Consider the following 24,730-nt stretch of genomic DNA (forward strand, 5'->3'; position numbering starts at 1 on the left):
CTGGGCCGATACCCGGTTTGGGCGTCACGCAACAGGTGTGGTTTTGTCGCGCGGATCGGGCGTCAGTAGATGCCGGATCAGGGCCACTGGATGCGCCTTGAGGCTGAGGCGGGTGGCCACGTAATCTTCGACTACCTGCTCGCCTAGCGTCATCTGTGGCAGATAGGCTGCGGGCTCGTCCAGCGCCTCGCCCTCCAGATCCTGCGAGAACAGCGGCAAGGGCTTCGCGGTGGCAATCGCTTTGGCCTGCCACAACGCCTCGCGCCTTGTCAGATCGCAGGCGGAGAAGGCATCGGCCTCAGCCAACCGTTCGATTACCGAGGGGCCAAGTCCGGCACGACGCCACACATCATCCACCTGATGGTAGCCATTACCGCGCGCGGCGGTCAGCCAGCTGGCATCTTCCTCGCTCAGGCCCTTGATCTGGCGGAACCCCAGCCGCAGAGCCAACCCGCCGTGACCGTCGGGTTCCATCACGTTGTCCCAGAAACTGGCATTGATACAGACGGGGCGCACCTGAACCCCATGTTCACGCGCGTCGCGCACGATCTGCGCTGGGGCATAGAACCCCATGGGCTGTGAATTCAGCAGCGCGCAGGCGAAAATCCCCGGATGGTGGCATTTGATCCAGGCCGAGGCATAGACCAGCAACGCAAAGCTGGCCGCGTGACTTTCGGGGAAACCGTAAGAGCCGAAGCCTTCGATCTGCGAAAAACAGCGTTCGGCGAAATCCTGTTCATAGCCGTTCCGCTCCATCCCGCGCAGGAACAAGGACCGGAATTCGCTGACATTACCATGTTTCTTGAACGTCGCCAGCGACCGCCGCAGCCGGTCCGCCTGTTCGGGGGTGAAGCCCGCGCCGACGATGGCGATCTGCATCGCCTGTTCCTGAAACAGCGGCACGCCCAGTGTTTTGCCCAGCACCTCACCCAACGCGTCCGAGGGGAAGCTGACCTCCTCTTCGCCATTCCGGCGGCGGATGTACGGGTGGACCATGTCGCCCTGAATGGGGCCGGGGCGGATGATGGCGACCTCGATCACCAGATCATAGAAATTGCGCGGACGCATTCGTGGCAGAAAGTTCATCTGCGCGCGCGATTCCACCTGAAACACCCCGACCGAGTCCGCCTTGCACAGCATGTCATACACTGCCGGATCCTCGGGCGGCAGGGTGGCAAGGGTATAGCCGGTTTGGTGGTGCTGCGTGATCAGGTCGAACGCCTTGCGGATGCACGTCAGCATGCCAAGGCTGAGGACATCGACTTTCAGAATACCTAAGGAATCGATGTCATCCTTATCCCAGCAGATAACCGTACGATCCTCCATCGTGGCGTTTTCGATGGGGACAAGTTCGTCCAGCCGCCCTTCGGTGATGATGAACCCACCCACATGCTGAGACAGATGACGGGGGAAGCCGTCAATCTCATAGACTAGCATTAGAGTCTGTTTCAGGCGTTTATCGTCGGGATCAAGGCCAATCTCGCGCATGCGTTCGGCTTCAAGACCTTTGGCCGAGAAGAACCCCCATAGCTGTGACGAGAGCGCCGAGATCGTATCCTCGGTCAACCCCATCGCTCGCCCCACCTCGCGGATGGCGCGTTTGCCGCGATAATGTACGACCGTGGCGCAGAGGCCCGCGCGTTCCCGGCCATAGCGGTCATAGATGTGCTGGATCACCTCTTCGCGGCGTTCATGTTCGAAATCGACATCGATATCGGGCGGCTCGTCCCGCGCCTCGGACACAAAGCGTTCAAAGACCATCGTGCCCAGTTCTGGACTGACCTCGGTGATGCCAAGGCAGTAGCAGACCACCGAATTGGCCGCCGAGCCGCGCCCCTGACACAGGATATCGCGGGATCGGGCGAAGGTGACGATGTCACGGACGGTCAGGAAATAGGGTTCATATTTCAGCTTGCCGATCAGGGTCAGTTCGTGCGCCAGCATCTTTTTGGCTTTTTCCGAGGCTCCTGCCGGATACCGCCATTTCAGCCCCTCATGCGCCAAACGGTGCAGGCGTTGGGTCGGGGTTTCCTGTTCGCTGCCCTCGCTGGGGTATTCATAGCGCAGCTCATCCAGCGAGAATGTCAGCTGTTCGCTGAACATATGGGCGCGGGTGACGGCCCCTTCATGGCCTTTGAAAATGCGCAACATCTCGGCCTTGGACCGCAGGCGCTGTTCCCCATTGGCCAGAGCGTCCCGGCCCAGATCATCGACCTTGCGGCGCAGGCGGATGGCGGTCAGCACATCACCCAGCTTGCGCCGCGCGCCGTGATGCATCAGTGGCGCAGCACTGGCGAGGGTGGGCAGGCCGAGTTGCTGCGATTCAGTCTCTAATAAACAAAAATAGGCGTTATCAGCCCCGTCATACCGGGGATGCATCAGCAAATGCATCCGCCCACCAAAGCGGCGCGTCAGCTGTTGCGCCTGTGTCCGCCATGCGTCCGCGCCGCCCGGCGACCGGGTTGCCTGTGGCCAGAGCAGCAGGTGCAGACCGTCGGAAAACTCCAGCAGGTCGGACAGGTGCAGGGTGCAATCGCCTTTCTCGGCGCGCAGGCGGCCCGCGGACAGGATACGACACAGATTGCCCCAGCCCTGCCGGTTCAGGGGCAGGGCGGTGACGGTGGGCGCGTCGGTGAAGATTAGCCGGGCTGCCGGGATCAGGCGTGGCACGGCGTGGATCGGGTAGGAGGGCGGTTTGGGGATGTGATCGGGGCAGGGCGGGCCGATGAGCGTGTTCTGCCCTTCCCATTCCACACGTTCGCGCACCTTTCGGGTGATCTCGCGCGCCTGGGTATGGGCACGCACGATCCCGGCGACCGAGTTGTCATCGGCAATCGCGATGGCGGGCAGACCAAGTGTGACGGCACGCTGCATATACTCCTCGGGGTGCGAGGCCCCGGTGAGAAAGGTGAAGTTCGATGTGATCGACAATTCGGCATACATGGCGATTCCACATTATATTCACCTTTTGTTCTTTTTCGAGTCCTTTGCGCAGGAAACGGGTCGTTTGCAGTGTCCCCTCTGGGCAGGGTGGCAGAAAAAGGAGACCCGAGATGTTCAAGATCACAGCATTGCCCACCCCCCAAGTCCGCGCGCTTCAGGCCGGAGGGCCGGACGCATATGGCGCCTCACCCGAGCGCGCCGTTTCCGAAGGTGCGGGCAATCCATGCCGCCATTGCCTGCAGAACATTCCGGAAGGAAAAGAGATGCTGATATTGGCGCATCGCCCTTTTTCAGAGACACAACCCTACGCGGAAACGGGTCCGATCTTTCTGTGTGCCGCCCCGTGTGAACAGTATGAAGGGGATGAGATGCCCGAGATTCTGACCACCTCTCCCGACTATCTGCTCAAAGGGTATGGGTTGGATGATCGGATCGTCTATGGCACCGGAGAGATTACGCCCACAGATCGGATCGGCGCAAAGATCAGTGATATCTTTGCTCGTCCCGATGTGGCCTATATCCACATCCGGTCCGCGCGGAACAACTGTTATCAGGCGCGGGTAGATCGAGTCTAACGGTCAAATTCTTATCCGCGTGCAGATGTCAGGGCGAGGAATACATCCTCGAGGTCTGCCTCTTCGGTGCGGACGTCGCGGATACGGATGCCTGCGGTGCGCACCGACTCCAGAACTTGTTCGGCGCTGGTCGCAGCGCTGCGATATTGCAGCACCAAGCTGCCATCGTCACGCAGAGTGGCCTCGACCCCTTGCGCTGTTGGCAGTTCGGTCACCGGGCTGTCCGGAGCAATGACCATTGTCCGGCTGTCCATGCGACTCAGCAGGTTGGAGGTGCTGTCCTGCGCGATCTTTTCGCCGTGGTTGATGATCGCGATCTCGTCACACATTTCCTGCGCTTCTTCCAGGTAATGCGTGGTCAGGATAATCGTCATGCCCTGTTCGTTCAGCTTGCGCACATTGGTCCAGAGCATCTGACGCAGTTCGATGTCCACGCCCGCCGTGGGTTCATCCAGGACCAGAATGCGGGGATGATGCACAAGAGCCTTCGCCAACAGCAGCCGCCTACGCATACCCCCAGACAGAGTACGCGCATAGGCTTCGGCCTTGTCGCCAAGGCCGACCAGTTCCAGAATCTCGTCGCTGCGGCGCTGGGCCTTGGGGACGCCATAAAGACCGGCCTGAACCTCTAAAGCGCCACGCGGGGTGAAGAACGGATCGAGGTTCAGCTCTTGCGGCATTACGCCAATTGCTGCACGGGACTGGCGCGGATTTTTATCCTGATCAAACCCGCCGATAGAGACCGTTCCGGCCGATTTAACCACCAGCCCGGCAAGAATGTTGATCAATGTCGATTTCCCGGCCCCGTTTGGCCCCAGCAATCCAAAGACCGACCCGCGCGGGACCGTCAGGTCAACGCCTTTTAGCGCGTGTTTCTCGGGCTGTGCCTTGCTGCCGCGATAGGTCTTGTGCAGACCTTCGATCCTGATTGCCGCATCGCTCATGTGGCTCTTGCCCCCGGTTTGCTCATCGCTCATAAACGCACCTAATACATGCCCGCGAGGCCGACAACCGAAGAAGGATCGCCAGCCGTGACCATCGAAGCGCCGGAAACCAAGATCGTGGAAACCACCCGTGTCGCCTGTGACGGTGGCGAAGGGGCACTGGGCCATCCACGTGTCTGGCTGCAAATCCCTGAAGACACTGGTTGGGTCGAATGCCCCTATTGCGATTGCAAATACATTCTCAAAGGGTCCGCGGCCGAAGAGGCGCAATCAATCTGACATAAAACTGTTACAAGGGCTGACGCCGGGCAGGATATGCTGTAGCGTGCTGCGTCAGAATTCTTGTGTCATTTCCACGCGGATCCGGAATGATCTTTCCAGTGCAACTGGTTCACCTGTCCGACAAAGATCTTGTTGCCACAGGTGGCCACAGAAACGTCTATGCCTACCCTGACCAATCCGATCTTCTGATCAAGGTGACGCGCCCGCGCACGCGGCCCAACCGATCTTTTGCCAAGCGCTTTGTGCGGTATTTGCTGCCGGACTCGGTCTATCGTAATGCATTGAAAGAGCTGGAGTGCGAGATAAAGGCGGCGTTGAAAAGCGGCCCGGATATCGCGAAAATGCCATTGGCGCGGTCTTTTGGCGTTGTGCAAACGGATGCCGGGCCGGGCATTGTGGTCGAGCGTATGGAATCTGAGGACGGCTCGCTGGCGCAGGATCTGATGTCGTTGTGCCAGCAGCACCGGCTGCCCCCCGAGGTTCTGAACAAGCTGAATGATTTTGTCCACAAGCTGTTCGACTTTCAGATCGTGGGTCGCGATATTCATGCGCAAAATATCGTTTACGGCACGCGCGACTCAGTGCCGATGTTCGTGCTGATCGACGGGTACGGGGAACGCAATCTGGTCCCATTGCGCAGCCTGAGCCGTCGACTGAATGACAGGTCGTTGAACAAGCAGATGCACGGAATCGCTGAAAAAACCGGATTGCGATGGGATGCGGCAACCAGAGCGTTCAGCGCCCCATAGCTTTGGTTTGCTGCTTGCCTGATGGCGGATCGCTGAATCGAAGAGATATGGTCATACAGGCACAGTTACGGTGCGTTTTCTGCAAGCAATAGTGTTCTCCCAAATACTGCCGTGGTTTTATGCTATGGCCGATTTGCAGAAATTGGGATGAGTTCGATGACGGAAGTTGCATCTACTGACACAGCCAGTCCGGTTTTCGGCTGGATTGGGTTTGGTATTGGTGCCCTTGCGCTGTTTGCCGCGTTGTTCGTGTTTTGGGCAGGGCCGTTTGCGCCGCAGCAATCGACGGGCGTTTCACTGGGCGAATTGGCCGCCGAGATCGGCAAGTCCACCCTGCGCTCGGCCGCGGGGCTGGAACAGCCCGAGCCCGTCGCGCGCAGCCGTGATCTGGATGACTTTCTACAGATCGGCGTGGCCATGCTTGGGGCCTTGGCAATCGTTGTATCTGTGATTGGGCTGCTGCGTCACGAAAGAAGGCGCCCTGCAATTGCCGGTACCGTGATTGGCGTAGGTGCGATTCTGTTTCAGTTTTTTGCCATGGCCTTCTTCGCCTTTTTGGGCGTGCTGGTTATCATGGCGCTGCTCAACAGTTTTTCTGACGTGTTCAGCGGCTTGTTCGGTGGCTGACGCGCGTTCTTGACTGGCCACCTGAGCGGCCCTGTGGCACAACGTCCCCTGACCGACAGGGAGAGCGCGCATGAGCAATTTCGGAAAAGGATGTCACCTGCATCTGATCGACGGATCGGCCTTTATTTTCAGGGCCTATCACGCGCTGCCTCCGCTGACGCGCAAATCTGACGGGCTGCCGATTGGGGCCGTGTCGGGGTTCTGCAACATGCTGCAGAAATATGTCGAAGGAAACGCCGGACCGGATGCGCCGACCCATGTTGCGGTGATCTTCGATAAGGGATCGCACACGTTCCGCAACGATCTCTATGATCTCTACAAGGCCAACCGCGAGGCCATGCCCGAGGATTTGCGTCCGCAGATGCCCCTGACCCGCGAGGCGACCCGCGCCTTCAACATCGCCTGCAAAGAGTTGGAGGGATATGAGGCTGATGACATCATCGCCACGCTGTCCGTGCAGGCGCGCGAGGCTGGGGGGCGGGTTACTATTGTCAGCTCGGACAAAGACCTGATGCAGCTTGTGGGCGGCGGCGTTGAGATGCTGGACGCGATGAAGAACAAACGTATCGACAAGGATGGCGTGTTCGAGAAGTTCGGTGTCGGGCCTGAACGCGTGGTCGATGTGCAGGCACTGGCAGGCGACAGCGTAGATAACGTGCCCGGTGCGCCGGGGATTGGGGTCAAGACCGCCGCCTTGCTGATCAACGAATATGGCGATCTGGAAACCCTGCTGGATCGCGCTGAAGAGATCAAACAGCCCAAGCGTCGCCAGACCCTGATCGAAAAGCGCGACCAGATCGAGCTGTCGAAGAAACTGGTGCAGTTGGACGAAAACACGCCGCTGGATTTCACGCTGGACGATTTGGAGGTGCAGGACCCTGATCCCGAAACCTTGCTTGGGTTCCTTGCGGATATGGAGTTCCGCACCCTCACCAAACGCATTGCGGACAAGCTGGGGGCCGAGGCCCCGGTGATCGCCGATGCGCCTGCGCCCGAAGTGGTGACCGAGGCTGAGGATATCCCCTTTGACGCCTCGAAATACGAATGTGTGCGCGACGCGGCGGCGCTGCAGGCGTGGATCGACCGGGCTTATGAAACCGGCTGGGTGGCCGTCGACACCGAGACGACCGGATTGAACGAAATGATCGCCGATCTGGTGGGCATTTCCCTGTGTGTCACGGCGGGCGAGGCTTGTTACATTCCGCTGACCCACCGCGATGGGGCCGCTGATGATCTTTTCGGGTCGGATGCACTGGCCGAGGGGCAGATGCCGTTGGATGAGGCTCTAACTTTGCTCAAACCGATGCTTCAGGACGCCTCGATCCTGAAGATCGGGCAGAACATGAAATACGACGCCAAGATTTTCGCGCGTTATGGCGTAGAAGTGGCGCCGATCGACGACACGATGCTGATGTCTTATGCGATGCATGGCGGTGAGCACGGGCATGGGATGGATACGCTGTCCGAGCGTTACCTGAATCACACGCCGATTCCGATCAAACCGCTGCTGGGGTCCGGCAAATCGGCCATCACTTTCGACAAGGTGCCGATTGACGAGGCGACGGCTTACGCCGCCGAGGATGCGGATATCACCCTGCGCCTGTGGAAGCTGTTCAAACCGCAACTGCATCAGGTGCAGGTGACGACGGTTTATGAGACGCTCGAACGCCCGCTGGTGCCGGTTCTCAAAGAGATGGAGATGCATGGCATCAAGGTGGACCGCGATGTGCTGTCCCGCATGTCTAACGCTTTTGCGCAGAAAATGGCCGGGTTAGAGGCTGAAATCCACGAATTGGCGGGAGAGAACTTCAATGTCGGTTCGCCCGCGCAACTGGGTGAGATCCTGTTCGACAAGATGGGGCTTGAGGGCGGTAAGAAAGGCAAGACTGGGAAGTATTCGACCGGGGCGGACATTCTGGAAGACCTCGCCACCGAACACGAGTTGCCCCGCCGCGTGCTGGATTGGCGGCAGCTTTCAAAGTTGAAATCGACCTACACGGATGCGCTGCAAACCCATATCAACCCGGATACAGGCCGGGTGCACACGTCGTATTCGATCACGGGGGCCAACACGGGACGTCTGGCCTCGACCGATCCGAACCTGCAGAACATTCCGGTGCGCACCGAAGAAGGTCGCCGCATCCGCGAGGCCTTTATCGCCGAGCCAGGTAATGTGATGGTCAGCCTCGACTACAGCCAGATCGAGCTGCGCATTCTGGCTCATATCGCTGAGATACCGGCGTTGAAACAGGCCTTTGCCGATGGTCTGGACATTCACGCCATGACCGCGTCCGAGATGTTCGACGTGCCGCTTGATGAGATGACGCCTGATATCCGCCGCCAAGCCAAGGCGATCAACTTTGGCGTGATTTACGGGATTTCAGGTTTCGGTTTGGCGCGCAATCTGCGCATTCCACGCGCCGAGGCGCAGGGTTTCATCGATCGGTATTTTGAGCGGTTCCCGGGTATCAGAGCCTATATGGACGACACTGTCGCGTTCGCCAAAGAACATGGGTATGTGCAGACACTGTTTGGCCGTAAAATCCACACGCCCGAGATCAATGCCAAGGGGCCGCATGCCGGGTTCTCGCGTCGAGCGGCGATCAACGCACCGATTCAGGGGACAGCGGCAGATGTGATCCGGCGGGCGATGGTGCGGATGCCGGACGCCATCAATGGGCTGCCTGCCAAGATGCTGCTACAGGTGCACGACGAATTGCTGTTCGAAGTGGCCGAGGATGCGGTGGATCAGGTGATCGGTGTGGCGCGCGACGTGATGGAGGGAGCATCGGATCCCGCCGTTAAACTGGATGTCAAGTTGAGTGTCGATGCCGGGCAGGGCGCCAACTGGGCCGAAGCGCATTAAGTGCGCGCTACTCATCAGGCCCGGCGGGCCCTTTTTGCAGCGGGTCAATCCTGCGTCTTGACCCAACCTTCGACCATACGTTTGACGAAAGGTCCAAGGCTTAGAATAACAAGAAATGCGATGGGCCAACAAAAGGCCCAGGACCCGAACCAGTCACCCAGGGTGGTGGGACCAAAACCAACTGCCTTGACGGTTGCGATACCTGTAACGATACAGGACATCAGTCCTGACATGATCAGACCGAAAAGGGCGTGGGCGAAACGGGCTGGTATCATTGAAGGCGCTTTCGAAGTCGAGACGTTCTTCATTTGCTGGATTTTTTGTCAAGAATCCAGAGTTATGGGGTCATCCAACCAAGACTGTCTGCGGAATTTTGCGTGGACGGGGTGTATTCGGCACTGACCCAACCTGTGTACCCATGTTGGTCCATTGCCGCGAACAGGGCCGCGAAGTCCGTTGGGCCTTTGCCCGGTTCAGCCCGGTTCGGTGCGGCACCGATCTGAGCATGAACTACATGTGGGCGATAGCGGTTCCAGATTTCCAGCGCGTCGCCATGGATCATATGCGCGTGAAAGCTGTCGTATTGCAGGCCGATATTGAGGCGGTCTACCTGGGTCAGAACCTCGGCGGCAAGCGCGTAGTCGTTCAGGAAGTAATCCGGTTGCGAGACAGGGTTCAGCGGTTCGATCGTGAACTGCTGCTGTGGCGCGGCATCGGCGGCCCATTGCAGGTTACGCACAAACGTTTCAAGCGCAACAGGGCCCGAAGAATAGCCCGACATGATATGGATCAGCCCCGGTTTCAGCACATCCGCATAGCGCATCACCCGGCGAATATCGGACCGAAACCGCCCCTCGCCGCCAGGCACGGCCGCATAGCCCGGCTGCCCGCCGGTATAGTTGGGAGGTGGTGCGTTGATCAGCACAAGTTCAAGCCCGTTAGCCAGTAGGGCGCGGCGGGTTTCCTTGGCGGCCAAATCATAAGGAAACAGAATTTCGACGGCTTTGAACCCGGCCTCAGCCGCTGCTTGGAACCGGTCGAGATAGGGCAGTTCGGCGAACAGCAATGAGATATTGGCGGCAAATTTCGGCATGATCGGACCCGGTTTGATGGTGGCCGGACCTTAGCGGGCCGGGTTTGGCGGTGAAAGGGCCTGAAAACGACAGATTGTCGAAAATCGGCCAGAACGCCCGGCGCAGATCAGAAACATTCGGGACAATGCGGCGAATCATTTCCGGTCGCCGATCCAACAGAAGGTCTGACACCATGGCGATGAGCCCTGACCCCGTGCGCGGGAACGCCCTCTCTGTGTCTGCCGGGCGCAGTTCTGGCTTATCGGGCAATGGTTTGGCGGTCGCCAGTATGTTGACGTGGGCGGCTGGGTTTCCGGCGGCTGAGGTGCTGCTGCAAAGCTGGCCTCCGGTCGCGTTGCTCGTGGCGCGGCTGGCGTTGGCGGTGCTGGTTATGGTGCCGATCTGGGTGCTGTTTGACGGGCCGACGCGCGTTTTGCGGGCGCGCTGGGGGCATGCGATGCGGGTCGGCGGCACGCTGGGCGTGGCAATGTTCCTGATCATCCTCGCGCAGAAGCTGACCGATCCCGTGACCGTGGCGATCATCGCATCCTGCGCGCCCTTGTTCGCAACGGTGTTAGAAGTGGCGACGGGCGCACGGCGGCTGCGGTGGAATTTTGCGTTGGGCGTGATCGTGTCGATTGTCGGCGGTTTAATTGCCACCAGCGCGGTGGCCCCGGCGCAGCTGGGCTTGGGTGCGGTTTGCGCCATTGCGTCCACGGGCCTGTTCTGCTGGGCCAGCATGGCGATTGCGCGGGATTTCCCTGATCTCAGCCAGACAGGGCGCAGCACCATCACCTTTGTCGGGGGGCTGGGAACCGCTGCCGTGTTGTTCGCCGGTGCCGCGCAGATGGGGATGGAGGTGATGCCCACAACCACGCTCGACATGCAGAAAGCGGGGATGCTGGTGATTTATGCGCTGATCTCCATGGGGTTGAGTCAGGTGTTTTTCATCGCATCCGTGGGCAAGATCGGCGTGGCGCTGACCTCATTCCACATCAACATCGCGCCATTTTACGTGATGCTGATCATGCTGGTGCTGGGCGAGGAGTGGAACTGGACCCGCGCGCTGGGCGCGGCGATCGTGGCAGTGGCCGTGATACTGGCGCAAGAGCGTCGGGCACAGGTGGCCTAGTCCGGCAGATCATCCGACCGGATCAGAGGGAAAAACTGCCCGTCTGACCAGACCCCGAACCAATCGCCACTATGCTCGGCGATGTCGACCAGCCGGTAAAAGCTTTTGCGGTCGATCCGCGCCTCTAGGTTTGCGCGTACCAATATATAGGGGGCAGGCTCCTCTGTTTCGGTATCAATGACAATCCGGAGCGGATGGTCCGCACCTGCGACGGCCGTGTCGCCCACATATGTGGTGAATGTCAGCTTTTGCATCTCGCCGCTGCCCTCGACCTCGAAATCGACGGCGATGAAAGGCACGTCCTCGACAGTGATTCCCACCTTCTCGACCGGGGTGACGAGGTAATATTTCCCGTCTTCTTTCTTAAGAATTGACGAAAACAGCTTCACAAGCTCGAACCTGTTGATCGGCGACCCTAGATAAGACCAAGAGCCATCTTTGGCGACATTAATGTCCAGATCGCCACAAAACGGAGGATTCCAAAGGTGAACCGGCGGCGAACCCCGCGTTTTGGCAGCTTTGACTGATGCTTCAATGCCATCTGGTGACGGGGTCACAGGTTTTTGTCCGCTCATTGCTTTTGCCATTTCCTCTCAGCGCGATACACTCTGCTTATAATAGTCCACGGAAGGGAAAGTCATGACCGAACCTGCCGACCTCGTGTCCGAGATCGAAGCGCTGGAATCGAAACTGCAAGAGGCGAAGGCCTCGATCACCCGTCGCTTTATCGGACAGGAAAGGGTCGTGGACCTGACCCTGACCGCGCTGCTGTGCGGCGGGCATGCGTTGCTGATCGGTCTGCCCGGTCTGGGTAAGACGCGACTGGTTGAAACGCTGTCGACCGTAATGGGCCTGCACGGCAACCGCATCCAGTTCACGCCGGACCTGATGCCTGCCGACATTCTGGGGTCCGAGGTTCTGGATACCGCCGAAGATGGCAGTCGCCACTTCCGGTTCATTTCTGGTCCGATCTTTTGCCAGTTGCTGATGGCGGATGAGATCAACCGCGCCAGCCCCCGGACGCAATCGGCGCTGCTGCAAGCGATGCAGGAACGCACTGTGACGGTGGCGGGCGAGGATCGCTCGCTGGGGACGCCATTTCACGTGTTGGCGACGCAGAACCCGATTGAGCAGGAAGGTACCTATCCGCTGCCCGAGGCGCAGTTGGACCGCTTCCTTGTGCAAATCGACGTGGAATACCCCGATCGCCAGACCGAACGTGACATTCTGCTGGCCACCACGGGCGTCGAAGAAGATGACGCGCATGAGATTTTCACCAAAGAAGAGCTGCTGGCCGCTCAGGTTCTGTTGCGGCGCATGCCCGTCGGAGATTCGGTGGTTGAGCTGATCCTCGATCTGGTTCGCGCCTTCCGCCCGGATGAGGCTGGCGTGTCCGAACGGGTGGCGGAAACGGTCGCTTGGGGGCCGGGTCCACGTGCGGCGCAGGCGCTGATGATGACAGTGCGCGCGCGGGCGATGTTGCAGGGACGGCTGGCCCCGAATGCCGATGACGTCTTGGATATGGCGCGCCCTGTGCTCAGCCACCGGATGGCGCTGAACTTTGCCGCCCGGGCGCGCGGGGACAGCCTTGCTGATCTGATCGAAAGCACCGCTGCCGGCTTGATCCGCACCGAGGCTGCGGCGTGAATGCTGCGCTGACCCTTCGTGAAAGATCCGAGGCCGAGGCGTCTCGGCTGCCGCCGCTGTTGGCGCGGGCTGAGCATCTGGCCGGAACCGTTCTGCTGGGCGATCACGGGCGTAGGCGCTCGGGGCTGGGTGATGATTTTTGGCAATATCGCCCGGCACAGATCGGGGATAGTCGTCGGATGATAGACCATCGCCGCTCGGCGCGCGGGGATCAGCAGTTTGTACGCGAACGCGAATGGCAGATCGCGCAATCGGTGATGCTGTGGGTCGATCAGGGCGCCTCGATGCGATTTGCGTCTGACAAGAACCACCCGACCAAGGCGGACCGGGCGCGCTTGCTGGGCCTAGCTACGGCCATCCTGCTGGTGCGAGGCGGAGAACGCGTGGGCCTGACCGGCACCACCCTACCGCCCCGGCGCGGCAACGCACAGATCGTGCGACTGGCGCAAGCCTGGTCCGAGGATGCCGAGGCCGATTATGCGCCGCCCGAACACCGCGCCATGATCCCACATGCGCGGGCTGTGTTCATTTCCGATTTTCTCGGACCGATGGATGAGGTCGAACTGGCCCTGACCAAGGCCGCCGACCGGGGCGTGCGAGGCGTGTTGTTGCAGGTTCTGGACCCAAACGAGGAAAGTTTTCCCTATCGCGGTCGGACCATATTCGAAAGCGTCGGCGGCACGACCCGCCACGAGACATTGAAAGCCGGAGAGCTGCGCGACCGCTATCTGGATCGGCTTGCCAAACGCAAGGACGCGCTGACGCAGTTGTGCCGCGCGACCGGTTGGCAACTTGGGCTGCATCACACGGGTGACAGCGCGCAGGCGGCTCTGTTGTGGCTCTATCGTGCGTTGGATCGGGGGTCTGTATGACGGTTTTGGCGGGTATTGGCTTTACTGCGCCTTGGGTGCTGCTGGGTTTGCTGACCTTGCCGATCCTGTGGCTGATCCTGCGTGCTGTGCCACCTGCGCCGATCCGTCGGTTGTTCCCGGCGGTAACGTTGTTGCTGGGGTTGAAAGATGAAGAAAGCGTCTCGGACCGGACGCCCTGGTGGCTATTGCTGTTGCGAATGCTGGCAGCTGCGGCGATCATCATCGGGCTTGCAGGTCCGGTTCTGAACCCCTCGCGTGATCAAGCCGGGTCAGGACCGTTGATGTTGGTGCTGGATGCCAGCTGGGCCGGGGCCACACAGTGGTCGTCGACGCTGGACCAGATCGATGCGCAACTGGCTGAGGCTGGGCGCGCTGGGCGGACCGTTGCAATCCTGAGCCTGACCCAACCTGAGATGCCGGTGTTCCAGTCTGCCGAAGACTGGCGCGGCAGGTTGCCGGGTCTGGCGCCCGCCCCGTGGCAGCCAACCGAGATCCAGATAGAACAAACCACTGCTGCGTTGAAACAGCTAGATGGCGGGTTCGATACGCATTGGCTCAGCGATCGATTGGACTATGACGGGTATGACGCGATCCTTGCAGAGTTGCAGCGGCGGGGCGAAGTTACGGTGTATCAGTCTGCCTCGCCTGTATTTGCGATCCTGCCGGCGTCTTATCAGGACGGGCTTATACAACTGACCGCGCAACGGTCTGAGGCCGGACCGGCTGAGGAAATCTCTGTTCTGGCACAGGGCCGCGATCCAGCCGGTGCGATGCGTGTTCTGCAGTCGGTGGATATGACGTTCGACAGCGGTGAAACACAGGCCCAGGTCGATCTTTCCTTACCGTCCGAGTTGCGCGCCCGCATCACGCGGTTCGAAATCCAAGGCCAACGCTCGGCCGGCGCTTTGACACTTACCGATGACAGCCTGCGGCGACGCGAAGTTGCCCTGATCGCCGGCACCTTGAACCGCGAAGGGCTCGAGCTGCTGTCACCGCTGCACTACCTAACGCAGGTGCTGATCCCAACGGCAGATTTCGTCGAGGGTGGTTTGCTGGACGTTTTGCCCGCCAACCCGGACGTGATCGTGCTTGCCGATGTGGCGAAGCTGTCTGCGGGTGAGCAAGAGGCCATGGTCGAATGGGTTGAACAGGGCGGGTTGCTGTTGCGCTTTGCAGGGCCACGTATGGCCGCCAGTGATCTGGGTCGCGACGCCGAGGATGCTTTGCTGCCGGTGCGCCTGCGCAGCGGGGGCCGCTCGGTCGGAGGTGCGATGAGTTGGGGCGAGGCCAAGGGGCTGGCTCCGTTCCCGGAAGAATCGCCCTTTTACGGGCTCGAGGTGCCGTCGGACGTTTCGGTGACCACGCAAGTAATGGCCCAACCCGACCCTAATCTGGCGGATCGGGTGATTGCCTCGCTTTCGGATGGCACACCGCTGGTGACACGCAAGGCTTTGGGTCTGGGGCAGGTGGTGCTGTTTCATGTGACTGCAGATGCGGAATGGTCCAGCCTGCCGCTGTCGGGTCTGTTCGTCGAAATGCTGGACCGTCTGGCGGTCGCGTCGGCGGCCAAGTCACGGCAAGAGTCACAGTTGCAGGGCACCACGTGGGAGCCGATTCAGGTAATGGACGGCTTTGGTACCCTAACGGATGCAGGCAACCTGTCCGGTGTGGACGGTGTCGATCTTGTCTCGGGCCAGATCGGCCCAGACCTGCGTCCGGGGCTGTATGAAAGTGGTAAACAAAAGCTGGCGCTGAACGTTCTGACCGAGGATGCGGCTCTGACCCCTATTTCCTGGCCAGCAGATGTGCCGATCAAGGGGCAAGAGATCAGTACCGAGACCCCGATCGGCGGTATCCTCCTGAGCCTCGCGCTTTTGCTGCTGACGTTGGATGTTATAGCGTCACTTGCGCTATCAGGACGTCTGGGATTGGCCCGCGCTGCGGCTGTGGCGCTGGGCGCTGTACTGATTGCGCCGGACGCGCAGGCGCAGACGCCCGAAGATACCGAGTTTGCCTTGAATGCCACGACCGAGCTGGTGCTGGCGCATGTGTTGACGGGCAACGCAGAGGTTGACGATATCGCAGGCGCGGGCATGCGCGGGCTGGCGCAGACGCTGTTCTACCGCACATCGGTCGAACCGGCCGACCCAATCGGAGTGGATCTGGAACGTGATGAGCTAGCCTTTTTCCCGTTGCTCTATTGGCCGATCACTCCGGATCAACCGCAACCCTCGGCCGAGGCATATTCCAAGCTGAACGCCTATTTGCGGTCGGGCGGGATGATCCTGTTTGACACGCGCGATTCAGATGTGGCGCGGTTCGGCGCCGCCAGTCCCAATGGCCGCAAGTTGCAGCAACTGGCAGGACCGCTGAACATCCCATCGCTCGAACCTATTCCCCGTGACCATGTGCTGACGCGGACCTTCTATCTGCTGCAGGATTTTCCCGGTCGGTATGCAAGCACGGATGTTTGGGTCGAGTCTGCACCGCTGGATGCTGAGCAGATCGACGGGATGCCGTTCAGGAACCTCAACGACAATGTGACGCCTGTGGTGATCGGCGGCAATGACTGGGCCGGGGCATGGGCCGTGGATCGAAATGGTCAGGCGCTTTTGCCCGTTGGGCGCGGCTATGCTGGGGAACGTCAGCGTGAGCTGGCCAACCGCTTCGGGGTCAATCTGGTGATGCATGTGCTGACCGGAAACTACAAATCGGATCAGGTACATGTACCTGCGCTGTTGGACAGGTTGGGACAATGACCGGAACCGTACTTTTTGACCCGTTGATCCCGTGGACGGTTTTGGCTGTTGTGGCTGCCATTGCCGTGGCGGGTGTGGCGTTGGCCCTGTGGCGTGGGCTGTCGGGCTGGGCGTTGCGTGGTTTGGCGGCGCTGGTGGTGGTCGCGGCATTGACTGGGCCCGTTTATCAGGTCGAAGATCGCGCTCCGCTGACCGACATCGTATTGATGATCGAAGACGAAAGCGCCAGCCAGACTTTGTCGGACCGGGCTGAACAAACGGTCCAAACCGCCGATAATCTGGCCGCCGAGATCGAGTCTCGCGACAACACCGAACTGCGTCGTATCAAAGTTGGCGACGGTGAGGGCGACGAGGGTACTCAGGTCATGGCTGCGCTGAACGAAGCGCTGGCCGAAGAGCCCCGCGCCAGAATTGCGGGCATTCTGGTCGTCTCGGACGGTATCATCCACGACGCAGAGCAGGCGCCGGACCTTCCTGCGCCAATGCACCTTTTGCAGACGGGACGTGCCGATGATTGGGATCGTCGTCTGATCGTTCGTAACGCTCCGGCCTTCGCCATTATCGGCGAGCCCGTCACCCTGACATTGCGGGTCGAAGACAGCGGTGCCGCTCCGGCGGGTGCGGCAACCGCCCCGCTAGAAATCTCGGTCGATGGCGCCGAGGCAGAGCAATTTACCATTCCCATCGGTGTCGATGTCGAGTTGCCCATCACGCTGCCCCATGGCGGGCGCAATGTTCTGCAGTTCACGGTACCACAGGCCGAGGGCGAGCTGACCGACCGCAACAATACAGCGCTGATCCAAATGAACGGTGTGCGCGACCGGTTGCGGGTGCTGCTGGTCTCGGGCGAGCCGCACCCCGGCGGGCGGACTTGGCGGAACCTGCTGAAATCCGACAGCTCGGTTGATCTGGTGCATTTCACCATTCTGCGCCCACCCGAGAAACAGGACGGTGTACCGGTTGACGAGCTTTCGCTGATCGCTTTTCCAACGCGCGAGCTGTTTCTCGAGAAGATCAACGATTTCGACCTGATCATCTTTGACCGCTACAAGCGTCGCGGCATTCTTCCGGCGATCTATCTGGACAATGTCAGCAACTATATCAACGAAGGTGGCGCTGTGCTGATCGCCGCGGGGCCGGATTTTGCCAGCGCCGACAGTATCTTTCGATCTCCGCTTGCGCCCATACTTCCCGCACAGCCGACCGCGCGTGTGATCGAGGAGCGGTTTGTTCCGATGGTAAGTGATCTGGGTCGCAGGCATCCGGTGACGACCGATTTGGGCGACTCGGATCAATGGGGGGCGTGGTTACGCCAGATCGACGTCAAGCAACGCAAGGGTGACGTGCTGATGACCGGTGTGGAAGACCGGCCATTGTTGGTGCTGGACCGGGTGGGCGAGGGTCGCGTGGCCATGCTGGCTTCGGATCACGCCTGGCTGTGGAGTCGCGGTTTCGAAGGCGGCGGGCCGCAGTTAGAACTGTTGCGCCGTCTGGCGCATTGGATGATGAAAGAGCCCGAGCTGGAAGAAGAGGCCCTGTGGGCCGAAGCCAACGGCCAGGTCATGCGCATTATTCGCCAGACTTTGGAAGATGAAGTTGGCCCGGTCACTGTCACGCAACCCAATGGCGAAACGCTTGAGGTGACATTGGACGAGGTCTCGCCCGGTCGGTTTGAAGCGCAGTATTACGGGCCCGAGATTGGCCTTTACCGTTTGCAGGAGGGTGAGCACTCGGCGGTGATCGGCCTTGGCCCGGCCGCGCCAAAAGAATTCGAGCGCACGATTGCCACCTCGGAGGTGCTGGACCCTATTCTGGCGGGGCTGCGCGGTGGCACCATCCGGATCGAGGATGGTATGCCGTCAATCCGCAATGTGCGGGCCGGTCGACCGGCCTCGGGTCGCGGTTGGATCGGCCTGACGCCGCGCAACGCTTATGAAACGCGGGATGTGACGCAGGCCGGATTGTTGCCGCCATGGTTGGTTTTGCTGTTGGCGGGCGGTTTCCTGATTGGTGGTTGGATGCGCGAAGGGCGGCGTTGATCCCGAAGTCTCTGACGACAAGGCCCCGTTTGGTCAGAGCACCGAGCGTCGTTCCGCCCGCTGGCAACAGGGTGGTCAGAGTATTTGGCATGCAAGCTTGGGTAAACCGATCTGGCCGTCTGTTACGCATTCTGACGGCGTCGAGCGACAGGGCCGATGGCTGACAATTTTCTGTGCGCGGCATGAAGCTCCTTAGGTTTCATCCAATCCCTGATCCACGACCAGCCGCTCAGGTGACGGCTTAAACACTTCTTCACGCTCTGCCGCGATGCTGGGTTGGAAATGCTTTGGGATCGTCACGGATGAGTCTTGCAACAAAACTGGCACAAGAAAGACGCGCGCGGCTGGCTGCCGAACGGTTGCTTGAGATGAAACAGGCAGAACTGTCGGCAGCCAATCGCAAACTTGGCTTGCACGCGATGGCCCTGACCAAACGTATTGGCGAAACGCAGGCCGAGGTTGAGACCGTTCGCGATGAGAACGAAAAGGTCAAATCTGATCTGACGCTGGCCAATGCCAAGATCGAAGTGGCCGAGCGTCGGCTGTGGCATTCGATACAGACATTCCATGACGGGTTTGCGTTTTTCGATGGCGACAATCGCCTGATCGGAGCGAACACGGCCTACCTGAGTGTGTTCGAAGGTATTGACGAGGTTGCGCCCGGTATCGCCTATCCCCGTATTCTGGAAATTCTCACGACCGAGGGATTGATTGATCTTGGCGATGAAGCTGCGTGCGATTGGATACGGCGAATGCAGGCCAGGTGGGCGAAAACGAACCCCGAGCCTGAAATTATTCGCCTTTGGAACGGCCACTACTTCAAACTGATTGACCAGCGCGGCAACGGGGGGGACGTGGTCAGCCTGGCGCTGAACATTTCTGCGTCGGTCCGACACGAGGCCGAGCTGAAAGCCGCACGTGAAAGGGCTGAAGCCGCAAACCGCGCAAAGTCCGCGTTTTTGGCAAATATGAGCCACGAAATCAGAACCCCGATGAATGGTATCGTGGGCATGACCGAACTGATGTCGGAAACGCCACTGGATGAAGAACAAAGGCTCTATCTCAATACTATCCGCAATTCGGGCGAGGCATTGTTGGTCATCATCAATGATGTTTTGGACTATTCGAAGATCGAAGCTGACAAGCTGATCCTGCATCCCGAACAATTCGATTTTGAGCGATGCATACTGGAAGTATCTATGCTGCTGCAGCCCAGTGTTCGGGACAAGGGGCTGACATTGCTGGTCGACTACGACTTGTTCCTGCCAACTCTTTTCATGGGGGATCCGGGACGAGTGCGTCAGGTTTTGACCAATCTGGTTGGCAACGCAGTCAAGTTCACGTCACACGGTCACGTGCTCATTCGGGTAACAGGAGTACCCAATACGGATCTGCGCACCTGCGATATCCATGTGGCAATCGAGGACACCGGGATAGGCATCGATGCCGAAAAAATTGACCATATTTTTGGTGAATTCAACCAAGTCGAGGATGAACGCAACCGGCAGTTTGAAGGAACAGGGTTGGGTCTGGCCATCACTAAACGGTTGATCGCTTTGATGGGTGGCACGATCTGGGTTGAAAGTGAACCACGCCAGGGCTCGTGCTTCGGGTTCCGAATTTCTCTGCCGACAATTGAAGGCCCCCAGCCCGAACCGCCTGATCTGGCGGAGGGGCTGAGGCACGTCATCGTGGTCGAAGATATGGCTGTAAACCGTGCCATCCTGGCCAAACAGTTCAGTCGTCTGGGGGCACGGGTAACGGTTTGTAGCTCTGGTAGCGAAGCGTTGTCGAAGATTGACGACAGCGTGGGACTAATTCTGTGCGATCACGATCTGCCTGACATGGATGGATTAGAGCTTGCCACCACACTCAAGGACCGGGGATGGGACGACCTGCCCATTGTCCTGATGTCGGCCAACCCAGCTATGATCCACGCCAATCCAGCCCGCCATCTTGTTGAAGGTGTTCTGCAGAAACCCATACCCAGAGCCGAACTCTATTCGCGACTGACCGCTTTGGGTCGCGCAGCGCAAACGGATGACGTGCTGCCTGTTACAACCATAGCGGCTTCCTTGTCCAACGGGTCGCAAAAACGGCTCATGCGGGTTCTGGCCGCCGAAGACAACAGGACCAACCAGTTGATCCTGCAAAAAATGGTTAAAGATCTGAACATCGATCTGCGCTTTGCAGAAAACGGGACTGAGGCTGTTGAGGCTTATCAGGACTTCGACCCCGATCTTGTTTTCATGGACATATCTATGCCAGGCATGGACGGCAAACAGGCGACGGCAGAAATCCGACGACGAGAGATTGAGACGGGCCGCCACGTTCCCATCATCGCCCTTACGGCGCATGCAATGGCAGGAGATGATCAGGGTATCCTGTCGGCGGGGTTGGACCATTATCTGACCAAGCCGCTGCAAAAGCGGAAAATTCATCAGATGATCCAAAACCACCAACCTGATGGGACACACCCGTTGATTGCCGAGGCGTATGTGCCGGGCTAGGCTTTCACAATGACTGAACTCCGCGGCTTTCACCCTCGCGCCTTGGGCGAGATCGCCATCCGCTGCGCTGATATGGCGGCGATGGTGGCGTTTTACGAAGACGTCATCGGCCTGCAGCGCCTGAGCGGCGACCACAACAGCGCCATCACCTTTTTTCTGCATTGCCGAAGGCTTTGCAGGTCATACGCAGGTGCTGGCCCTGTTCCATCATGCTGCCGCCCCACGACCGGGGCTGCACCCCAGCGGCGCCGACCGACCTGCCACAGGGGCCGGATCATCGCTGCACCACATCGCGCTGTCGCTACCGTTCGAGGAGCAAGAGGCCGTGATGCGCTGGTATGACAAAATGGGCCAACCCTACCGGGTTGAGCAGTTTGGCTGGATCGGGTGGCGAGGGATTTTCACCGAAGACCCCGAGGGCAATACTGTGGAGTTGGTGGCCTATGATCCTTCAATGCTGAATCAGGACGAATAGGGGCGCACAAAGACAGGTTTATCGTCAGACGAAAGGTCGGGACGATAGGAATATCCGCCAGTGTTGAAATCCAACAGACCAGCCGGATCGGTTAGGCGGTGCTGAATGATATAGCGAGCCATGGCCCCGCGCGCTTTCTTGGCGAAAAAGCTGACGATCTTGGGGGTGCCCGCCTTGTCCTCCATGAACACAGGAGTGATCACCCGCAGTTTAAGCGCTTTGGGATCAACCGCGCCGAAATATTCCTGACTGGCGCAGTTCACCAGCACGTCCGACCCGATCTGCGCGCCCTGCGCGTTCAAAGCCTTGCTCAGCTGATCGCGCCAGTATTCATACAGGTTCTTGCCGCGCCGGGTTTTCAGCTTGCTGCCCATCTCAAGCCGATAGGCCTGAATGGCGTCCAGCGGACGCAGCACGCCGTAAAGCCCCGACAGAATGCGCAGGTGATCCTGTGCCCATGCCATTTCATCTGCATCCAAAGATGCGGCTTCAAGCCCCTGATAGGTGTCACCGGCAAAGGCCAGCGCTGCGGGGCGGGTCAGATCGGCCTCGGGCGCATCAGAAAAGGCGCGATAGCGGTCGCGGTTCAGGCGTGCCAGATCATCGCTCAGGTCCATCAGCTTTTTCAGATCGCCCAGCGTCAGGTTGCGGGCGGTTTTCGACAGCCGGATCGCGTCGTCCTGAAAATCGGGTTGGGTGACCGTCACATCGCGCTCGGCCCAGTCCAGCCGCTTGGCCGGGGAAATCACTACCAGCATATCCGCCCTTACTCCTTGCCTGATAGGGCGTATTTAGCCCGCCTGTTCCAGCACGTCCAGAAAGGCAGCGCCAAACCTTTCGTGACGACGGTCGCCCAGCACCTGTTCCAGCCCGCGCCGATCGCCGGGCCGCAGTTGGGCCACCTTGGCCAGTTGCGAGGCCGAACATGTCAACGGTTTGTCGATCCCGTCCGGCCCGCGGGTCAGGTCATTCTGTGCGGCCAGAAGCTGGTCGTAAATCTCGCCCTGATCGCGCCCGGCCAGTTTGCGGCGGGCCGGGTGCAGGGCGGCGGCCTCACCCGCGATCACTTCAAGGAAAGTATCGCCATAGCGTTCCAGCTTTTTCGCGCCAATACCCCCGATCCGGGCCATATCGTCCAGCGTCATCGGGCGGGTTTCCGCCATTTCGATGAGGGTGCGGTCGGGAAAGATGACATAGGCCGGAACCCGTTGGGATTCTGCCAGCGCGCGGCGTTTGGCCTTGAGCGCCGACAGCAGCGGCGCGTCTTCTTCGGCCACCATAGCCTTGACGGCGGGGCGCCGGGTGGCTTTGCGGATCGTGTCCTTGCGCAGGTTGATCTGCGCCTCGCCCTTCAGGATCGGCTTGGCGGCCTTGGTCATGCGCAGCGCGCCGTGGCGGTCGGGATCGGGACGGACCAGATCATGTCCCATCATCTGCCGGAAAATCGCCTGCCATTGCGGGCGGGACCAGTCCTTGCCAATGCCCCATGTGGACAGGGCGTCATGCCGCCGCGCGCGGACCTTGTCGGTTTCATTGGCCAGCAGGATGTCGATCAGATGGCCCGATCCAAACCATTCCTCGGTGCGCAAGATGGCAGACAAGGCCATGCGGACGGGGGTGGTGCCGTCGAACACTTCGGGCGGGGTGTCGCAGAGATCGCATTTGCTGCAGGGCTCGGCCTTTTCGCCGAAATAGCCCAGCAGGGTTTGACGGCGACAGACCAGCGCCTCGGCCAACCCAAGCAGAGCATTCAGACGGGCATGGTCGGCCATACGCCGTTCAGCCGGGGCCAGCCCTTCGTCGATTTGCGAGCGGCGCAGGCGGATGTCATCGGGTCCAAACAGGGTCAGAGTCTCGGCCGGGCCGCCGTCGCGGCCCGCGCGGCCGATCTCCTGATAATAGGCCTCGATGGATTTGGGCAGGTCCGCATGGGCGACCCAGCGGATGTCGGGTTTGTCGATGCCCATACCAAAGGCGACGGTCGCGACCACGATCAGTCCATCTTCGCGCGCAAAGCGGGTTTCGACAATGCGGCGATCTTCGGGCTCCATACCGCCGTGATAGTGACAGGCTGAGTGCCCCTCGGCGCGCAGGGCCTGCGCCAGCACCTCGGTCTTGTTGCGGGTGCCGCAATAGACGATGCCGGATTGCCCTTTGCGCGCGGCGGCGAACTCCAGCACCTGTTTGCGCGGGCCATCTTTGGCGGCAAAGGCAAGATGGATGTTGGGCCGGTCAAACCCGCGCAGGAACTTGCGCGGCGTAGTGCCATCGAACAGTTTCTCGACAATTTCGTCCTGCGTTTCTGCATCCGCCGTGGCGGTGAAGGCTGCCAAGGGGACGTTAAGGGCACGCCGCAGCTCTCCGATCCGCAGGTAATCGGGGCGGAAATCATGGCCCCATTGGCTGACGCAATGCGCCTCGTCCACCGCAATAAGGCTGACATTGATCCGGCGCAGCATCCCCAATGCCGACCCGGCGGCCAGACGTTCGGGGGCCATGTATAGAAGTTTCAGCCGCCCGGCCTCCAATGCCTCCCAGACCGCATCGGTTTCTTCGGGAGTGTTGCCCGAGGTCAGCGCGCCAGCCTCAACCCCGGCCTCTTGCAACCCGCGCACCTGATCGCGCATCAGGGCGATCAGGGGGGAAATCACCACCGTCACGCCGTCGCGCAGCAGGGCAGGCAGTTGGAAACAAAGGGATTTACCGCCACCCGTGGGCATGATGGCCAGAACGTTCTCGCCTGCCGTCACGGCGTCGACGATCTCTTCCTGACCGGGTCGGAAATCGTCGAATCCAAAGACATCTCGCAGCAAAGGCGCGGAGTCGAACATCTGCGGGGTTGCCCTGTTTTAAGGTTTATCTGCTCTTAAGACAGGACAATCACATACTAAGATTCGGTGAACAAGAGGTCAGACGAAATAGACCATATTGTTGATCAGAATGATCCGCGCCGCATAGACGCCGATCAGCACGACCAGCGGCGTCAGGTCCAGCCCGCCCATATTGGGTAGGATACGGCGGATCGGGCCGTAGATCGGCTCGAGTATGCGGTTCAGGCCGTACCAGATTTGCGCCACCAGCTGTTGATGCAGGTTGAGCACCTGAAAATTGATCAGCCAGCTCATGATCACATGGGCCAGAATGATGAACCAGACAATGTCCAGGATCAGCAGAAGGATTTGGATCAGCGACAGCATGGGGCCTCCGGGGTATTGCTTTGTCGAGACGTAAGCGCCC

At 59.9% G+C, this 24,730-nt stretch carries 20 protein-coding genes; 12 read left to right on the top strand and 8 right to left on the bottom strand.

Annotated elements, in window-relative coordinates:
- Positions 1-24: 24 nt before the first annotated feature.
- Positions 25-2,943, bottom strand: a complete 2,919-nt coding sequence (locus tag ABWV79_RS14350) for an error-prone DNA polymerase (protein ID WP_353392709.1) — start codon at positions 2,941-2,943, stop codon at positions 25-27.
- 110 nt (positions 2,944-3,053) lie between these two features.
- Between ABWV79_RS14350 and ABWV79_RS14355 the strand changes: the two genes are divergently transcribed.
- Complete coding sequence (locus ABWV79_RS14355) at positions 3,054-3,518, top strand: DUF1203 domain-containing protein (protein WP_353392711.1); 465 nt, start codon at positions 3,054-3,056, stop codon at positions 3,516-3,518.
- A gap of 11 nt (positions 3,519-3,529) precedes the next feature.
- Here ABWV79_RS14355 and ABWV79_RS14360 read toward each other — a convergent pair whose 3' ends face one another.
- A complete protein-coding gene (locus tag ABWV79_RS14360; RefSeq protein WP_353392905.1) occupies positions 3,530-4,462 on the bottom strand; it encodes an ABC transporter ATP-binding protein in 933 nt (310 codons plus the stop codon).
- Between the two features lie 87 nt (positions 4,463-4,549).
- Here ABWV79_RS14360 and ABWV79_RS14365 point away from each other — a divergent pair, with 87 nt between their 5' ends.
- The 4 genes from ABWV79_RS14365 (at position 4,550) to polA (ending at position 8,986) form a co-directional block, all read left to right on the top strand.
- On the top strand, positions 4,550-4,741 hold the full coding sequence (locus tag ABWV79_RS14365; RefSeq protein ID WP_170355833.1) for a zinc-finger domain-containing protein: 192 nt from the start codon (positions 4,550-4,552) through the stop codon (positions 4,739-4,741).
- An 89-nt stretch (positions 4,742-4,830) separates the two neighbouring features.
- Positions 4,831-5,493 carry a YrbL family protein gene (locus ABWV79_RS14370; RefSeq protein WP_353392712.1) on the top strand — a complete coding sequence of 221 codons (663 nt, stop codon included), beginning with the start codon at positions 4,831-4,833 and terminating at the stop codon, positions 5,491-5,493.
- A gap of 156 nt (positions 5,494-5,649) precedes the next feature.
- Entirely contained in the window at positions 5,650-6,120 is a 471-nt protein-coding gene (locus ABWV79_RS14375; protein ID WP_353392713.1) for a hypothetical protein, read from the top strand.
- Between the two features lie 70 nt (positions 6,121-6,190).
- Positions 6,191-8,986, top strand: a complete 2,796-nt coding sequence (polA, locus tag ABWV79_RS14380; RefSeq protein WP_353392714.1) for a DNA polymerase I — start codon at positions 6,191-6,193, stop codon at positions 8,984-8,986.
- Between the two features lie 44 nt (positions 8,987-9,030).
- Here polA and ABWV79_RS14385 read toward each other — a convergent pair whose 3' ends face one another.
- Both ABWV79_RS14385 and ABWV79_RS14390 read right to left on the bottom strand, forming a co-directional pair.
- Positions 9,031-9,261, bottom strand: a complete 231-nt coding sequence (locus ABWV79_RS14385) for a DUF2798 domain-containing protein (RefSeq protein ID WP_170356052.1) — start codon at positions 9,259-9,261, stop codon at positions 9,031-9,033.
- Between the two features lie 62 nt (positions 9,262-9,323).
- A complete protein-coding gene (locus ABWV79_RS14390) occupies positions 9,324-10,079 on the bottom strand; it encodes a hydroxypyruvate isomerase family protein (protein WP_353392715.1) in 756 nt (251 codons plus the stop codon).
- Between the two features lie 173 nt (positions 10,080-10,252).
- Here ABWV79_RS14390 and ABWV79_RS14395 point away from each other — a divergent pair, with 173 nt between their 5' ends.
- Positions 10,253-11,191, top strand: coding sequence for a DMT family transporter (locus tag ABWV79_RS14395; RefSeq protein WP_353392716.1), 939 nt, complete (start codon positions 10,253-10,255; stop codon positions 11,189-11,191).
- On the opposite strand, the gene ABWV79_RS14400 is transcribed toward ABWV79_RS14395, so the two are convergent.
- A complete protein-coding gene (locus ABWV79_RS14400) occupies positions 11,188-11,778 on the bottom strand; it encodes a DUF1285 domain-containing protein (protein WP_170355843.1) in 591 nt (196 codons plus the stop codon). The two genes, ABWV79_RS14395 and ABWV79_RS14400, sit on opposite strands and share 4 nt — an antisense overlap.
- Before the next feature lie 52 nt (positions 11,779-11,830).
- Here ABWV79_RS14400 and ABWV79_RS14405 point away from each other — a divergent pair, with 52 nt between their 5' ends.
- From ABWV79_RS14405 to ABWV79_RS14430, 6 genes are all read left to right on the top strand, one after another.
- Positions 11,831-12,838 carry an AAA family ATPase gene (locus ABWV79_RS14405; protein WP_170355845.1) on the top strand — a complete coding sequence of 336 codons (1,008 nt, stop codon included), beginning with the start codon at positions 11,831-11,833 and terminating at the stop codon, positions 12,836-12,838.
- Positions 12,835-13,710: a DUF58 domain-containing protein gene (locus ABWV79_RS14410; protein WP_170755171.1), complete on the top strand. Its 876-nt coding sequence runs from the start codon at positions 12,835-12,837 to the stop codon at positions 13,708-13,710. The genes ABWV79_RS14405 and ABWV79_RS14410 overlap by 4 nt, the downstream gene beginning before the upstream one ends.
- Positions 13,707-16,469 (top strand): DUF4159 domain-containing protein, encoded by a 2,763-nt coding sequence (locus ABWV79_RS14415; protein ID WP_353392718.1) that lies wholly within the window; start codon positions 13,707-13,709, stop codon positions 16,467-16,469. The genes ABWV79_RS14410 and ABWV79_RS14415 overlap by 4 nt, the downstream gene beginning before the upstream one ends.
- On the top strand, positions 16,466-18,508 hold the full coding sequence (locus ABWV79_RS14420; RefSeq protein WP_353392719.1) for a hypothetical protein: 2,043 nt from the start codon (positions 16,466-16,468) through the stop codon (positions 18,506-18,508). Before ABWV79_RS14415 ends, ABWV79_RS14420 begins: the two co-directional genes overlap by 4 nt.
- Positions 18,509-18,810: 302 nt before the next feature.
- The gene (locus ABWV79_RS14425; protein ID WP_353392720.1) at positions 18,811-21,018 is read left to right on the top strand and encodes a response regulator; all 2,208 of its coding nucleotides are present in this window, start codon (positions 18,811-18,813) and stop codon (positions 21,016-21,018) included.
- Between the two features lie 190 nt (positions 21,019-21,208).
- Positions 21,209-21,493, top strand: coding sequence for a VOC family protein (locus tag ABWV79_RS14430; RefSeq protein WP_353392909.1), 285 nt, complete (start codon positions 21,209-21,211; stop codon positions 21,491-21,493).
- Here ABWV79_RS14430 and yaaA read toward each other — a convergent pair.
- From yaaA to ABWV79_RS14445, 3 genes are all read right to left on the bottom strand, one after another.
- Positions 21,481-22,251, bottom strand: coding sequence for a peroxide stress protein YaaA (yaaA, locus tag ABWV79_RS14435; RefSeq protein ID WP_170355855.1), 771 nt, complete (start codon positions 22,249-22,251; stop codon positions 21,481-21,483). The genes ABWV79_RS14430 and yaaA overlap by 13 nt on opposite strands.
- Positions 22,252-22,284: 33 nt before the next feature.
- Positions 22,285-24,324, bottom strand: a complete 2,040-nt coding sequence (gene recQ, locus ABWV79_RS14440) for a DNA helicase RecQ (protein ID WP_353392722.1) — start codon at positions 24,322-24,324, stop codon at positions 22,285-22,287.
- 78 nt (positions 24,325-24,402) lie between these two features.
- Positions 24,403-24,690 (bottom strand): YggT family protein, encoded by a 288-nt coding sequence (locus ABWV79_RS14445; RefSeq protein ID WP_353392723.1) that lies wholly within the window; start codon positions 24,688-24,690, stop codon positions 24,403-24,405.
- Positions 24,691-24,730 lie beyond the last annotated feature (40 nt).

The sequence above is a fragment of the Ruegeria sp. HU-ET01832 genome (genome assembly GCF_040371315.1).
Taxonomy (GTDB): Bacteria; Pseudomonadota; Alphaproteobacteria; order Rhodobacterales; family Rhodobacteraceae; genus Ruegeria; species Ruegeria lacuscaerulensis_A.

What these genes read in the sequence shown, in the direction of transcription:
- ABWV79_RS14350 (WP_353392709.1), bottom strand. Translation starts at nt 2,943, where the DNA reads ATGTATGCCGAATTGTCGATCACATCGAACTTCACCTTTCTCACCGGG.
- ABWV79_RS14355 (WP_353392711.1), top strand. Translation starts at nt 3,054, where the DNA reads ATGTTCAAGATCACAGCATTGCCCACCCCCCAAGTCCGCGCGCTTCAG.
- ABWV79_RS14360 (WP_353392905.1), bottom strand. Translation starts at nt 4,462, where the DNA reads ATGAGCGATGCGGCAATCAGGATCGAAGGTCTGCACAAGACCTATCGC.
- ABWV79_RS14370 (WP_353392712.1), top strand. Translation starts at nt 4,831, where the DNA reads ATGATCTTTCCAGTGCAACTGGTTCACCTGTCCGACAAAGATCTTGTT.
- ABWV79_RS14375 (WP_353392713.1), top strand. Translation starts at nt 5,650, where the DNA reads ATGACGGAAGTTGCATCTACTGACACAGCCAGTCCGGTTTTCGGCTGG.
- polA (WP_353392714.1), top strand. Translation starts at nt 6,191, where the DNA reads ATGAGCAATTTCGGAAAAGGATGTCACCTGCATCTGATCGACGGATCG.
- ABWV79_RS14385 (WP_170356052.1), bottom strand. Translation starts at nt 9,261, where the DNA reads ATGATACCAGCCCGTTTCGCCCACGCCCTTTTCGGTCTGATCATGTCA.
- ABWV79_RS14390 (WP_353392715.1), bottom strand. Translation starts at nt 10,079, where the DNA reads ATGCCGAAATTTGCCGCCAATATCTCATTGCTGTTCGCCGAACTGCCC.
- ABWV79_RS14395 (WP_353392716.1), top strand. Translation starts at nt 10,253, where the DNA reads ATGGCGATGAGCCCTGACCCCGTGCGCGGGAACGCCCTCTCTGTGTCT.
- ABWV79_RS14400 (WP_170355843.1), bottom strand. Translation starts at nt 11,778, where the DNA reads ATGGCAAAAGCAATGAGCGGACAAAAACCTGTGACCCCGTCACCAGAT.
- ABWV79_RS14405 (WP_170355845.1), top strand. Translation starts at nt 11,831, where the DNA reads ATGACCGAACCTGCCGACCTCGTGTCCGAGATCGAAGCGCTGGAATCG.
- ABWV79_RS14415 (WP_353392718.1), top strand. Translation starts at nt 13,707, where the DNA reads ATGACGGTTTTGGCGGGTATTGGCTTTACTGCGCCTTGGGTGCTGCTG.
- ABWV79_RS14420 (WP_353392719.1), top strand. Translation starts at nt 16,466, where the DNA reads ATGACCGGAACCGTACTTTTTGACCCGTTGATCCCGTGGACGGTTTTG.
- ABWV79_RS14425 (WP_353392720.1), top strand. Translation starts at nt 18,811, where the DNA reads ATGAGTCTTGCAACAAAACTGGCACAAGAAAGACGCGCGCGGCTGGCT.
- yaaA (WP_170355855.1), bottom strand. Translation starts at nt 22,251, where the DNA reads ATGCTGGTAGTGATTTCCCCGGCCAAGCGGCTGGACTGGGCCGAGCGC.
- recQ (WP_353392722.1), bottom strand. Translation starts at nt 24,324, where the DNA reads ATGTTCGACTCCGCGCCTTTGCTGCGAGATGTCTTTGGATTCGACGAT.
- ABWV79_RS14445 (WP_353392723.1), bottom strand. Translation starts at nt 24,690, where the DNA reads ATGCTGTCGCTGATCCAAATCCTTCTGCTGATCCTGGACATTGTCTGG.